Genomic DNA, 13,007 nt, shown 5'->3' with positions numbered 1-13,007 from the left:
AGGATCTCATGCTGAGCGCGTCAGGAATCATCAAGGATTACAGCCAGCGCGTGCTGCACGGCATCGACCTCGAGGTTGCCGCCGGGGAGTTCGTGGTGATCATGGGACCTTCGGGCTCGGGGAAAACCACTCTTCTCCACATGCTTTCGGGAATGGATCGGCCCACGGCCGGCACGGTCACGCTCGGCGGGCGGGAGCTCACGGAGCTTGGGGAGCGGGAGCTTGCCGACGTTCGCTTGCGCCACATCGGCTTCGTTTTTCAAGAACCGCACCTTCTGCAGAGCCTTGACCTGCGAGACAACATCGTGCTGCCCGGGCTCCTCGCGGGTGAGCGGCCGCGCAGTGAAATCGTGGCGCGTGCCGAAGAACTCATGACCGACATCGGGATCGCGTCGATCGCCGATCACCTGCCCGGGCAGGCTTCCGGTGGGCAATTGCAGCGCGCGGGGATTTGCCGCGCCCTCATTAACGGCGCGAGCGTGGTATTTGGCGATGAGCCCACGGGCGCGCTCAATCAGGCAATGAGTCAGCAGATTCTCGATGTGCTTTCGCGTCTCAATGACGCCGGCACAACGCTCATTCTCGTGACGCACGACCCTCAGGTCGCGGCGCGTGCGAGCCGCCTCGTGATGCTCGTGGATGGCCGCCTCACGGATGATCTGAAGCTCGGCGCGTATAGCGCTCGCGAGCACGAGGAGCGCATGAGCCGCGTGCGCGAGGTGATGGCGACGCGGGGAATCTAGGCGCTGCTGCCCTGGTCTTGGGTTTTAGGCGCGCGAGGCCTTGCGCTTCCGCTTCTTTTCGCGATCCTTCTTGCGGCGCTCCACGACCCAGCGGGGCGCAAGCGGCCACGGCAGCGGCACTCCGGTGCCGCCGAGAAGGCCAATGGGGATCATGAATACGGTGATGATCCCGAGGATCCGCAGGGGCCCAGCCACGAATGCGCCTCCCGGTTGCCCCAGTTCGTCGTAGATAATCTGGAGCGCACCCACGCTAAACACGGGCGTGCAATAGGGCAGGATCCACAGGTTTGGGATCTCGCGGTAGTCGTCGTACCACTCGGCGTTTTCCTGGTAGCGCACGTGAAACATGTAGAACGCAAAGATCGCCGTGGTGACAACGAAGATGAGGGCCCACAGAAGAATTTTCATGAGAGCACGCGTCTCTCAGGTAGCTGGCGCCGGTCTCCGCAGCTCACCAAGTAGAAATCTGCTGAGCGCTCGGGAGTTGGTGGGAGGCCATCATGAACAGCACCCACGCTTCGGTTGGCTGAAGATAGTGCGAGCTACCGAAGAGTTTTCGCGGCTCCGAGAAGAACGATACGTAGCCGTGCGGGGTTGCCACCCACACCGTTGCGATCGGTGCCGAGCCAGTGTCGGTTTGCTTTTCGGATGCCACGACCACCTGCTCGTAGAGGCCCTGGGTGATGTCGCTCGCCATATCCTGGGAGATTGCGCTGAGTGCTTCGGCCACATCCTGCTGGGCCCTGTGGTGCTTGCGTTCCTCACCGGGCTCGAGGACCAGGTTCTCCCAGGTTTCCGCTTCGATCTGCACCGCTTCGGTTGACGTGACATCCTTCTCCGCGATGGGAGTGAGATCCGTGAGGTCGAACAGCACGGTGTAGCGGCTCGAAAGAGAGTGGGACTTCAGCACGAAGCTCGGCGGAGTGGAGACTTCGCTCGTGAGCACGGTCTGCGCGCTCACACACCCGTTCGGGCCGAGCCACAGGAAACGGTTGTCCTCCGCGCCGTTGCCGGCAATCGAGGTGATCGTGAGCTGGTAGCGGTGATTTTTGAGGGTGTCCCAGATGGCCTGGGTGCCGTCGGCAACGTGGTGATCGCTCGCGACGACCCGGTCGTTGACGTCAACGATCGTGAAGTTCTCGTTCGGGACCCCCTTCTCAAGCAGCATCATGAAACTCTCGAAGCCGAGCTCCACTCCGATGTTCTCGCTGCCCATGGTGTTGTGCTCCGTCATTTCGCCGACTCCTTCCACAGCAGCCCGTGCCCCATGTTGAGGATGAGCTGCGCGCGCTCGCCCAGGAGCTCGGTGGGGTAGGTGATCGTGAGATCAACGTGCGTGCCATTGTGCACCGCGATCCACTGGAACATCGTGAGCGGGATGCCGTCGGGGTTCTTATACGAGGCGATCCGCTGAAGCCCGGGCACGCCCTGGAGGCCGACGGTTCCCTCGTCCAAATGCAGCAGCCGGTACTCGTCGAGCTGCTCGCCGAACGAATCCTCGACTTCCCCCTGGGTGGCCGCGAGCTTGTCGAGCGACTCGGTTCCCGGCTCGGCCTTCCTCTGGATGAGCACGATGTTCGGGCGGAACTGCTCGTTCCACACGTCGTCCGAAAGGTAAATGAAGATTCCCCGGTCAGCGCCGGACGTATCTTCCTCCCACCCTCGCGGTGCGTACACGTCGACGACCATGTCCGGGTGGGTATAGGTCGTCACTTCCGCGGGTGTTGCCTCGCCAGATCCGGGCATTGCCCCTCCTTACGTCCTCTCGTCCACTCACACGCTCTATGAAAACCGCTGTTCATCAGCGATTTCTGGGTGTTACTTGATGCCTTGGCTTAGGAATTTTTCGTTGCCCTTCTTCGCTAGCCAGCCACCTGCCGAGCCGCCAGCGACACCGCCGATGATGCCGCCGACAACACCGCCCGCCACGGTACCAATCGGGCCGCCGAAGGAGCCGATCGCGGCGCCCATGGCCGCGCCGGCCTTGCCACCGGCCCAGCCGCCAACCCCCGCGCCGGTAGCGAGGGCACCCGCACGCGCACCCTTTTGCACATTACCCATGTCCGGGTTTACGTGAGAGTCCGTCTGCCATGAATCCACACCGGCAGCGGCGGCGCTGATGTAGTTTCCGGACTTCGACATGAACTTTGCGGTTCCCTTGATGCTCTTCCATTTTCCGTCGGTGACGGCCTGGCTGTGTTTGTGTGGGACTCGCGATGATGCGCCCTCGAGCTTGAGCGTACTGCGCGCCACAAACGACTGAAGAGCTCCGGTGGTGGTCGTTGGCTTTGCCAGCGGACTCAGCGGATTGGTTTCCGGAAGAACGGCTTTCGGATCCATAACATTGCTCGCGTCCCAGCCTGTAAGACCTTTGACGAGCCCCTTACCGAACTTACCTTTACCAGCAAGTCTCTTCAGGTACTTTGGCGCCCAATCCTCTTTGATTTCAATCGTGCCGTTGACGTAGAAGAAGCTCGTGGCACGGTACTTGTAAATATCGGTACCGAGCTTAAGCCCCTGAAGAACCGTTCCAGCGCCACCTTCAATATCGTTGCCGCGGGTAATAGCCCTGAGAAACTTCTTGCCTATGGCATCGCCGGTACTTTCTACGATGCCGCTAATCGAGCCCGCACAATCTTGGTCGGCGTGATCACGAGCTTTCCTGAGCTGTCGACACTTCTCGTGCAATTCGGCTTCGCGAGCAGCGAGCGCTGCGCTGGCTCCAGGGAGACCAACAGTAGCGGCCAATTTTTCGGAGATGAACTGCGCAATTTCGATTTCAATCATAGTCTTGCGAGCCTGCAGCAGATCTAATTCAACCGAGTAGGCATCGAGTCGCGCGGCAATTTGTCCTGCGGATGCCTTCACTTCAGCTGCCATCTGCTCGGGCGTGTCCATTGCCTGATGAACTTGAGCAGCCTCGGGCGCATCATACTGGCCACGGATGGGCTGCCATGCGCCCGCGGTGTCCTTCATTCTTTTCTCAACCGTTTCGCCGGCGGTACGGATATCGGCCGCGCCAGAAGCGACGACTGCCGGGTTTTCGATCTCTGGGACATCAAAAATCATTGCTGTTCCTCACTCGTCGATCGTGCTTAGTTGATGCCGGGCATGTCGTTCACGTAGGCCTGCTGCCGTCCCGCATCGGCGAGCGTGCACATCTGGTTGTCACCGTCGATGTACGACTTCACCGCATCCGACGACGACTGGAGGTTGTTGTTCACCATCCCCACGAGGGCTTCACCCGCTGCCTCAAAGGCGGTGGCAACATCACCCGTAAGAGCGGCCGCCGTTTTTGGGCTGTGCCTGAGCCTGCCCCCCAAACTCGACGCGTCATCCTTCAGGTTCGTATTGGCGGATTCAATTCCACTGACCGTTCCGCTCGTTTGCGAGATGGTGGCCTGGGCAGCCCGGTCGTCGATGTCGTAGTGCATGTCGATCCCCCGTTTTCTCAATCGCTCACGTACAAGTTCGTCGGGATTTTCGTACGCGGCCCAGTTAACATCACGAATAGATAACGAACCTGAGTGTTCGAGAGCGCCCGTCATCGCACGAGTTTCGACTCTCGTGCGAACGCTTCCTGCGAGGGGTCAGAGGCTGTCCTCTTCAAAGTAATCGTCATCCACGGCGTAGAGAGTGAACTCTTGCGCCTTTTCCACACCGACCCCATAGGCCAGCATCAGTTTCGTGAGCCGGATGCCGTCGATCAGCACGATGCGCCCGTGGCGGTAGCCAGCGGCGGTGACCTTTGCCCGATCAAGGAAGGTTGACGTTGTGATGAATACGCCGAGGTTTGCGCCTTGCGCATCGAGAGAGCCAATGAAGTTGCGGATCTCGGGCTCGCCCACCCTATTCGTGTCGGCGTAGCGCTTCGCCTGGATATACACGTTCGTGAGGCCGAGAGCATCCTGGTGAATGATTCCGTCGATGCCCCCGTCACCCGATCGCCCAACGTGCTGCTTCTCGCCGTAATCTCCGCCGTAGCCCATTGCCCACAGCAGATCAATCACAGCTTTCTCGAAAAACTCCGGCGAGTTTTCCTGGAGGCGCTTTCGGAGGTCGGTTTCGACCTGTGCGTTGAAGTCCCTCGACCGTGCAGCGATAGCCTCGACCGGATCGGCATCTTGTTCGATATCCGAGACCGCAACGGTAGGGGTTTCATCGGCCGATCGGCGCGCCGCGACCTCGCCTTGGTACTCGCGCCACGCCTCCCACTCCATGAGGTCTTTCTCCGTATAAGTCGCAAGCTTGCGGCTGGCAACCGTCAGACCGTTGGGGGTGATGCGATAGGTTCCTCGCTTCGGGCGTTCGAGAAGGCCCGCCTTGGTCATGCTGGAACACGCCCACCCCGTGCGATTCATGAACCGCGGCTGACCCGAATTGAGTCGTTCACTCCGTGTCTCCTGTGTGAGACCCGCAGCATCGGCAACAAGGCCGCACAATTCCCGAAACCCACGGGTCTCCCCGTCAGCGAGAACGGCCAACACAACAGGGCGAAACTCATCGATTGTGGGGGTGTTGTCGGTAGCCATGATGGACGTCCTCACGCTTTCAAAACCAGTTTTCTTCAACGCTACCCTTAGGGCCAACCAACTAAAGAACCAATCTCGAGGTATTCGTCAGTGGATTACCAAATCTTCGACTTAATGCGCACTCGCTACGGACTCTGCGGGAGTTGGACCGTGTGGAATGAATCTCCGTGGAGCCCCGACCCTGCCCGCGCTCCACAATTGAAGCTCGATTCTGCAGTTCGCACCTTTGGAGAAGTGCGGAGCCAGCAACAGCTGGATACCGAGCTCCCCTCGCTACGCACAGATCTTGTACTTGTCGCCCTCAACTTTGCCGAGCGGGCCGCCGACATCACCGACGTCACTGACAATTTGAGCTTCGCGAGCTTTCATGAAGAGCATGGCCGCACGAGTGACAGGCGCCTCCGTGATGCATGCAAAGCCAATGGACTCGAAGGTGCTTACATCACCGATCTCGTCAAGATGCAGGACGGTAGAGTCGCTCCGTTCCGAAGCAGCAAGTCGATGCCCATCAACACGCTTCTTAGGGATCCACGCTTCGTGCGCGAGCAGATCGAGGGCCTTTGCGAGGAACTTCAAACCCTCGGTAGCCACGACCCACTCATCATTGGTCTCGGTGCGGAGGTCTTCAAAGCGCTTCATGCTCCCGCATCCCTGGGCGCACTTCGGGAGTCTTCCGGAGAAGGCACTCAGGTCGCTCGGATCACTCACTACTCGTCAATGACAGGCATGGCGCTGCCGACGTACATCTCTCGCGTCGGCCAGGAACTGGCGGACTTTCGCGATTATCTATAGAGCCCAGGCACGGTTGATCGGCTCGAGAAGAGCTCTGGCGAGAACTGCGAATTGCTTAAAACTAGTGGGGGTGAGACCGCGTTGCGGTCTCACCCCCACCGTTTATGCCGGTCGGTTACCGGTTAGGCGATCAGTTCTCTTCACCTGCGCGGCGGCGGCGCGAGAACACGAGGCCGAGGCCCGCTGCGATGAGCGCAGCTGCGGCTGTGGCAACGCCTGCAACCTCAGCACCCGTCCTGGGGAGCGGGACAACCTTGACGGGCTGCTTGCCTCGAGGTGCACCGGTGTTGTCGCCTGGCTTAGCAGGGACGTTGCCGTTGCCTTCGGGAGCAGGCTCTTCAGCCGGCTTGTCAACCGTCACGGTCACGCGGTCAATCTCGTTGCCGTCCTTGTCCTTCACAATGACAACAAGCTTGTCGCCAGGCTTGGCGTCCTTGTCGATGTCAACAACGAGGTTGCCGTTGTCATCGATTTCAGCCTTACCAGGACCCTCGGTCTCAACAGTGGTGCCATCCTCAACCGGACCACCAGTGTTCGGGACCTCAACCTTGTCACCAGGGTTGCCCTTGTCATCGTTCCAGTCAGGCTGTTCAGCCGGAGCGTCAGGCTCGTCAACGGTCACGGTCACCTCAACGGTGTCCTTCGAACCATCCGGGTAAGTCACCTCAACCGGAACAGTGATCTTGTCACCAGGCTTCGCATCCTCAGGGACCGGAACCGTGATCTCACCAGTGTTCTCATCAACCGTCACACCCTCAGGCGCGTTCTCACCAGGCTTGAACGTGGTGTCCTCAGGAGCGTCAGTCGAGTTGCCGTCCTTGTCCTTGAACTCAGGAGCAGGAACCTTGACATCATCACCAGGCTTACCCGAACCATCTTCGTACTCCGGCTCGAAGGTTGCGGCATTGGTGGGGTTACCCGGCTCCAGCGGAGTTGCCGGAATCGAGCCCTCATCCTTCGGGTTCGAACCCTTATCCTTCTCGTCCTCGTCCGGGATGCCGTCACCATCGTCATCGCCATCGGTGGTGTCAGGCTTACCGTCATTATCGGTATCCAGCTTGAAGTTCGCCTTCACCTCATCGGTGGTCTCATCCGGGTAGGTCACCGTAACCGGAACATCGAACTCCTCAACGGTGTCCTTGTTCAGCTTGGACTCATCCGGGAACGTAACGGTGATTTCACCGGTCTTCTCGTCGATTTCAACGACGTAGCCCTCAGGAGCAGTGAAGCCATCAGTGATCTTGAACTTCGAATCCTCAGGAGCCTTCGCGTCCTTACCGTCCTTATCAGTGAACGACGGCGACGACTTCGTCTCCTCACCAGGAACAACCAACTCGGACTCGTACTCCGGCTCGAAGGTTGCGGCATTGGTGGGGTTACCCGGCTCCAGCGGAGTTGCCGGAATCGAGCCCTCATCCTTCGGGTTCGAACCCTTATCCTTCTCGTCCTCGTCCGGGATGCCGTCACCATCGTCATCGCCATCGGTGGTGTCAGGCTTACCGTCATTATCGGTATCCAGCTTGAAGTTCGCCTTCACCTCATCGGTGGTCTCATCCGGGTAGGTCACCGTAACCGGAACATCGAACTCCTCAACGGTGTCCTTGTTCAGCTTGGACTCATCCGGGAACGTAACGGTGATTTCACCGGTCTTCTCGTCGATTTCAACGACGTAGCCCTCAGGAGCAGTGAAGCCATCAGTGATCTTGAACTTCGAATCCTCAGGAGCCTTCGCGTCCTTACCGTCCTTATCAGTGAACGACGGCGACGACTTCGTCTCCTCACCAGGAACAACCAACTCGGACTCGTACTCCGGCTCGAAGGTTGCGGCATTGGTGGGGTTACCCGGCTCCAGCGGAGTTGCCGGAATCGAGCCCTCATCCTTCGGGTTCGAACCCTTATCCTTCTCGTCCTCGTCCGGGATGCCGTCACCATCGTCATCGCCATCGGTGGTGTCAGGCTTACCGTCATTATCGGTATCCAGCTTGAAGTTCGCCTCCACCTCATCGGTGGTCTCATCCGGGTAGGTCACCGTAACCGGAACATCGAACTCCTCAACGGTGTCCTTGTTCAGCTTCGACTTGTCCGGGAACGTCACCGTGATCTCACCAGTGGACTCGTCGATTTCAACGACGTAGCCCTCAGGAGCAGTGAAGCCATCAGTGATCTTGAACTTCGAATCCTCAGGAGCCTTCGCGTCCTTACCGTCCTTATCAGTGAACGACGGCGACGACTTCGTCTCCTCACCAGGAACAACCAACTCGGACTCGTACTCCGGCTCGAAGGTTGCGGCATTGGTGGGGTTACCCGGCTCCAGCGGAGTTGCCGGAATCGAGCCCTCATCCTTCGGGTTCGAACCCTTATCCTTCTCGTCCTCGTCCGGGATGCCGTCACCGTCGTCGTCCTCGTCCTCAGTGTCAGGCTTACCGTCGTTATCGGTGTCCAGCTTGAAGTTAGCATCCGTCTTATCGGTGCTGCCATCAGGGTAGGTCACCGTGACAGGAACATCGAACTCTTCCTTGGTGTCCTTGTTCAGCTTGGACTCATCCGGGAACGTAACGGTGATTTCACCGGTCTTCTCGTCAATCTCAACGACGTAGCCCTCAGGGGCAGTGAAGCCATCAGTGATCTTGAACTTCGAACCCTCAGGAGCCTTCGCGTCCTTACCGTCCTTATCAGTAAAGGTCGGCGACGACTTCGTCTCCTCACCAGGAACAACCAGCTCGGACTTGTACTCCGGCTCGAACTGGTCCTTGTTCTCCTCAGCAGGAGCAGGAGTGTCCGGCTCGTCAACGGTCACAGTCACATCAACAGTGTCCGTCGAACCATCCGGGTAGGTCACCTCGACAGGAACAGTGATCTTGTCACCCGGGTTCGCATCCCCCGGAACCGGAACAGTGATCTCACCGGTGTTCGGATCAACCGTCACACCATCCGGAGCATTATCACCCGGCTTGAAGGTGGTGTCCTCAGGAGCCTCGGTCGGGTTACCGTCCTTGTCCTTGAACTCAGGAGCAGGAACAGTCACATCCTCACCAGGCTTACCCGAACCATCTTCGTAGCCGGGCTCGTAGTTCTTGCTGTCAACGGTTTCGAGCTCAACGAAGAGGTTAGGCGTGTTGCCCGTGATCTGAATCTCGGCGTCGTCGCGGAGCTGGCTGTCAGCCTTGAGCTTCAGGTCATTCTTGTTGATGTCATCGACACCAGCGACCGAAACCGTGTACTTGCCCTTTGGAAGGTCCTTCAGACCAAAGTTCTGAACAACCGGGTAGTCCTTGGCTCCGCGCCAGGTTTCACCGTTGTCGTTGGACTTGTATTCGGTTCCATCTTCCGCCTTCAGAGTAACAACCACGTCGCGGACTGACTCAGGGAGCTCTTCGGCCGTGTCGTTGTTACCGTCCGATTCGACGATCTTGCCGTCGATCTTAACACCGAAGGTCACACCCTGAGCGTCGACTTCCGGTGCGTTCGGGTCGTCTGGTTCACCGTCGTTATTACCGTCTGGATCAGGTGCAACACCGTCACCATCGTCGTCCTTCACAACGTTGAAGACAGCCTCACCACGGGCAACGATACGGCCCTGGGTCTTCGGGTTACCGGATTCGTCCTTGACAGGGTCGCCGTTCTCATCGAGAACTGGAACCTGAAGGTCCTCGTCCTCGTTGCGCATCACGACAGGGAACTTGAACGTCTTGTCTGCCTGGTCAGCGTTCGGGGTGAAGGTCACAACTCCAGTCTTGGGGTCAACCTTGACCTGTCCTTTAGTGACACCCTCAGGCAGCTTGCCGAGCTCAAACTTTGCCTTTTCAGGCTTGGCTTCCTCAGGCTCGGTTTCTGGGTTGTCGAACTTCGGCTCCGAGGTAGCCGCTTCTTCCACCTTCGCGTTGACTGGCTCGTACTCGAGGTAGTCACGGGTAACTGCGAAAGCGTCCATGGCCAGAACCAGATCGTTCTTCGGATCTGGATCTTCGTCAGCAACCTTCAGGCGAGCGGTGAACGTGTCACCAGCCTGGGCATCCGCAGGAACCTCGAGCTCACAGCTCGGGATCTTCGTTGCGGTGTCAGCCTTAGCGGTTTCACACGTCTTGACGACCTTGCCGTCCTTGTCGACCCATTCGATGTAGTAGTTCAGGTTATCCGAGATCGGAAGGCCTGCAGTATCGGTCTGGACCTTGTCACCGATGTTGGCCCAGTTATCGGTGGTGTTCTTATCAACCACATCGAACTTCAAGGCCTGCGGAGCAAGCGCGATGTTCCAGCCGGTGTAGACGTCAGCGGTGGGCTCGATGTACGAAAGGTCACCACCGAAGAGCTCCGCGTGAGCACCGCCACTAGTCGGCCCAGCCCAGTTACCTAGAGCCCACGGGTACAGCGTACCGATGTTGTCCGGCAGCGGGTTGCCGTCCTTGTCGAGAACGCTGACGTAGCTCCAGTCCATGTTGACGTGCTTGGATTCGCGGTTGCCGTTAAGCCAGGAACCCTCATCGTGGGAACCTGCAAGCTTATGCAACTTATCCGCAGGCGGGTTAATGCCACCACCAGTGCCAGTGTGGTTATTGCCGTAGATACCCTTCCACAGCAGCTGGAATTTACCGTCAGCGCCGGTGGTGGTGGTCAGGGTTTCTGCGATCCAGCCTTCTGGATCCTCCGCTACCTGCTCATTGATCCACTTCTGCAGACCAGCTTCATCAGTCGGGGTCCAGCCCTTGCCGCGCAATTCTTTGGATCCGAAGTTGTCCTTCGCGTACTCCTCAATCTTGGTCACCGCTTCATCGGTGAGGTAGGAGCCAACAACTTTCAGACCGGGGGCAGGGATGTCCTTAGGATCGAAAGCGCTCGCTTGGTTGTGGTTTGTAGCACCCTGCAGAACATCAAGGTTCCAGAAAGCTTGGCCCTTGTAGGCACCAGAGTTGTTAGTGCCGGTGCTTTCCCCCCATTTATTCTCTGGGAGATGCTGCGGCAGTTTGTCCTTCTGGGCGTACTGGATGGTCATGCCGGTGATCTTGCCGTTGCCCCATCTACCATCGCCCTGGGTGGTCGGGGTGGTAGTCGTCAGCGGGAAGATACCAGCTGCCGGCTGGTGCACCAGACGGTACTTATCCGTCATGTCTTCCGGAAGTTCGGTCCAGACGCGGATCTTCTCACGGTTCTCGTCCCGGCTCCAGTCAGCATTCTCATTCAAGTTACCTACACTGGCATCCGCGCGGAACTCACGATTAACGCCTTGAGCATCGGTATACGGAGCCATGTTGATGGTGAAGTTACCGTTCGCGTCCGACTCGGTGTAGTACACCGGGGACGAGTGCTGAGTGTTTTCACCCTCGTACCACTGAGCGTAGACCTTGACACCCTCAAGCGCCTTTCCGGACTTTTGGACGTTCTCGAAAGGAACCGTCGCCTCAACAATCTCCTTCACAGAACCGGAGATCGTGCCCTCCTGGTCTGCCTTGCCCGGCGAGTGGATGGCCTTGCTGGGATTAGCTGTAGGTTCGTCCGCGTAGGCTACCGAACCGAACGGGGAATCAGGGAGTGCGGTGCATGCGAGCGGGGTCACCATACCCAAAGCGAGGGCAGCGGCCGCAAACCTCATACCGCGACGACGGGAAACACCTTGTTTCTTCATGTTGTCAAAAATTTCCTTCCGCGAAGGTCTTGTAGACAAAAAGGGGATTTGTAGACAAAAAGGGGATCGGTAGGTTTGTTCGGCGAACCCCCGCGTCATTCAACGCTAGACATAGCCGCGCCAAGCCATACACTTGTTACAGTGTAGTGGGGCCGCCAACAGATGTCCAAGTTTTTCGCAGCTAAGTCTCTAAGCCTCTAGGTTGCGCGGTTCTCAAGTGCTGTTTTGACTGTTAGGCCAGCTTTTATATAAGCGTTTGTTAAGCGCCGTAGGGGTGAGACCTCTTCGGGTCTCACTCCTACTGGGTTATACCGGCTAGTTACCGGTTAGGCGATCTAGTTTCCTTCTCCTGCACGGCGACGGCGCATGAACGCCAGACCGAAGCCTGCAGCGATCATCGCAGCAGCGATACCAAAAACACCTGCAACCTGAGCACCGGTACGAGCGAGGTCACCACCATTACCTGGGGTTTCCTTTCCATGAGCCGGAGCCGGAGCCGGAGCTGGTGCATCTGGCTCAGCAACCGCGACCTGAGCGGTCGCGGTATCCTTGCTGCCGTCAGGGTAGGTGAAGTCCACCTCGATGTTAGCGATATCGCCTGGCTTAGCATCCTTACCCGGAACCACGATCAGCGTGCAGTTCTTACCCATGGACACGTTCCAGCCAGCTGGAACAGTGCTCATGTCAATGTCGCACGTGGTGCCCTTAGACAGCTTGCCCGGCTTCAGCGGGATCTCAACCTTGTCATCAGGCTTGACGTCGGTGTCAAGGTACTCAGGTTGATACTTGTCCGAATCCTTACCCTTACCATCGTCAGGAGGCTTCTCAACCTCGACGACTAGGCACCCATCACCAGGTGATCGCCGTGAAAGCCCGTTCCTTAATCATGCAAGCCATCTTGATTGCCGTGATCGCCGGCATGGACCCTTACGGTGGCGCCGGCCGTCTGTGGATGATCGCCATCGGAGCGATCGCCATGCAAGAACTCCAAACCGGTATCAACATGGTCCTTGGCTCCTGGTCTGGTTCAGCATTCGCCTCCAACTTCGTATGGGGAGTGCTTCTGATTGCTGTTCTCGGCTTCAGCACCTGGCTCAGTCACCGCAAACGTGATGCTCGTGAGGAAGAAGCGGAGAAGGGTCTCGACGCCGATACGTCGGCACCAGCCCCCGCTTAGACGCTAACGGCACTAATTTCTCGAAGGGTCTTACCTCATCAGTCTTGAGGTGAGGCCCTTCGACAGTCACGTCTACGACATTGACTGCGCAACACCTTAGTTGACCGGTGGAAGCTCTACCCGGCTAGCGCCATCGATCATGG

General features: G+C 58.4%; 10 protein-coding genes and 1 pseudogene. 2 read left to right on the top strand and 9 right to left on the bottom strand.

Annotated elements, in window-relative coordinates:
- Positions 1–8 precede the first annotated feature (8 nt).
- Positions 9–743, top strand: a complete 735-nt coding sequence (locus tag NBW56_RS06155) for an ABC transporter ATP-binding protein (protein ID WP_250258432.1) — start codon at positions 9–11, stop codon at positions 741–743.
- Between the two features lie 24 nt (positions 744–767).
- Here the strand turns inward: NBW56_RS06155 and NBW56_RS06150 are convergent, their stop codons facing one another.
- From NBW56_RS06150 to NBW56_RS06110, 9 genes and pseudogenes are all read right to left on the bottom strand, one after another.
- The gene (locus tag NBW56_RS06150) at positions 768–1,151 is read right to left on the bottom strand and encodes a hypothetical protein (protein WP_250258431.1); all 384 of its coding nucleotides are present in this window, start codon (positions 1,149–1,151) and stop codon (positions 768–770) included.
- Between the two features lie 43 nt (positions 1,152–1,194).
- Positions 1,195–1,977: a hypothetical protein gene (locus NBW56_RS06145; RefSeq protein ID WP_250258430.1), complete on the bottom strand. Its 783-nt coding sequence runs from the start codon at positions 1,975–1,977 to the stop codon at positions 1,195–1,197.
- Entirely contained in the window at positions 1,974–2,489 is a 516-nt protein-coding gene (locus tag NBW56_RS06140; RefSeq protein ID WP_250258429.1) for a hypothetical protein, read from the bottom strand. The genes NBW56_RS06145 and NBW56_RS06140 overlap by 4 nt, the downstream gene beginning before the upstream one ends.
- A gap of 72 nt (positions 2,490–2,561) precedes the next feature.
- The gene (locus NBW56_RS06135) at positions 2,562–3,812 is read right to left on the bottom strand and encodes a hypothetical protein (RefSeq protein ID WP_250258428.1); all 1,251 of its coding nucleotides are present in this window, start codon (positions 3,810–3,812) and stop codon (positions 2,562–2,564) included.
- Positions 3,813–3,838: 26 nt separating this feature from the next.
- Positions 3,839–4,291: a hypothetical protein gene (locus tag NBW56_RS06130; RefSeq protein WP_250258427.1), complete on the bottom strand. Its 453-nt coding sequence runs from the start codon at positions 4,289–4,291 to the stop codon at positions 3,839–3,841.
- Between the two features lie 42 nt (positions 4,292–4,333).
- Positions 4,334–5,275, bottom strand: coding sequence for a restriction endonuclease (locus tag NBW56_RS06125; RefSeq protein WP_250258426.1), 942 nt, complete (start codon positions 5,273–5,275; stop codon positions 4,334–4,336).
- Positions 5,276–5,548: 273 nt separating this feature from the next.
- Positions 5,549–5,914 carry a hypothetical protein gene (locus tag NBW56_RS06120; RefSeq protein ID WP_250258425.1) on the bottom strand — a complete coding sequence of 122 codons (366 nt, stop codon included), beginning with the start codon at positions 5,912–5,914 and terminating at the stop codon, positions 5,549–5,551.
- A gap of 283 nt (positions 5,915–6,197) precedes the next feature.
- The gene (locus tag NBW56_RS06115; RefSeq protein ID WP_250258424.1) at positions 6,198–11,687 is read right to left on the bottom strand and encodes a YPDG domain-containing protein; all 5,490 of its coding nucleotides are present in this window, start codon (positions 11,685–11,687) and stop codon (positions 6,198–6,200) included.
- A gap of 335 nt (positions 11,688–12,022) precedes the next feature.
- Positions 12,023–12,466, bottom strand: a pseudogene (locus NBW56_RS06110) (YPDG domain-containing protein); the annotation flags it as partial.
- A gap of 107 nt (positions 12,467–12,573) precedes the next feature.
- On the opposite strand from NBW56_RS06110, the gene NBW56_RS06105 reads away from it, so the two are divergent.
- On the top strand, positions 12,574–12,864 hold the full coding sequence (locus tag NBW56_RS06105; RefSeq protein ID WP_250258423.1) for a hypothetical protein: 291 nt from the start codon (positions 12,574–12,576) through the stop codon (positions 12,862–12,864).
- The last annotated feature ends 143 nt before the right edge of the window (positions 12,865–13,007 follow it).

It is taken from the genome of Dermabacter sp. Marseille-Q3180, assembly GCF_940792985.1.
Lineage (GTDB): Bacteria > Actinomycetota > Actinomycetes > Actinomycetales > Dermabacteraceae > Dermabacter > Dermabacter vaginalis.
The sequence above is the reverse complement of the archived record's forward strand: the minus strand, read 5'-3'. Positions and strand labels throughout refer to the sequence as shown.

Coding starts and splice junctions, on each gene's coding strand:
- NBW56_RS06155 (WP_250258432.1), top strand. CDS start 9: ATGCTGAGCGCGTCAGGAATCATCAAGGATTACAGCCAGCGCGTGCTG.
- NBW56_RS06150 (WP_250258431.1), bottom strand. CDS start 1,151: ATGAAAATTCTTCTGTGGGCCCTCATCTTCGTTGTCACCACGGCGATC.
- NBW56_RS06145 (WP_250258430.1), bottom strand. CDS start 1,977: ATGACGGAGCACAACACCATGGGCAGCGAGAACATCGGAGTGGAGCTC.
- NBW56_RS06140 (WP_250258429.1), bottom strand. CDS start 2,489: ATGCCCGGATCTGGCGAGGCAACACCCGCGGAAGTGACGACCTATACC.
- NBW56_RS06135 (WP_250258428.1), bottom strand. CDS start 3,812: ATGATTTTTGATGTCCCAGAGATCGAAAACCCGGCAGTCGTCGCTTCT.
- NBW56_RS06130 (WP_250258427.1), bottom strand. CDS start 4,291: ATGACGGGCGCTCTCGAACACTCAGGTTCGTTATCTATTCGTGATGTT.
- NBW56_RS06125 (WP_250258426.1), bottom strand. CDS start 5,275: ATGGCTACCGACAACACCCCCACAATCGATGAGTTTCGCCCTGTTGTG.
- NBW56_RS06120 (WP_250258425.1), bottom strand. CDS start 5,914: ATGAAGCGCTTTGAAGACCTCCGCACCGAGACCAATGATGAGTGGGTC.
- NBW56_RS06115 (WP_250258424.1), bottom strand. CDS start 11,687: ATGAAGAAACAAGGTGTTTCCCGTCGTCGCGGTATGAGGTTTGCGGCC.
- NBW56_RS06105 (WP_250258423.1), top strand. CDS start 12,574: ATGCAAGCCATCTTGATTGCCGTGATCGCCGGCATGGACCCTTACGGT.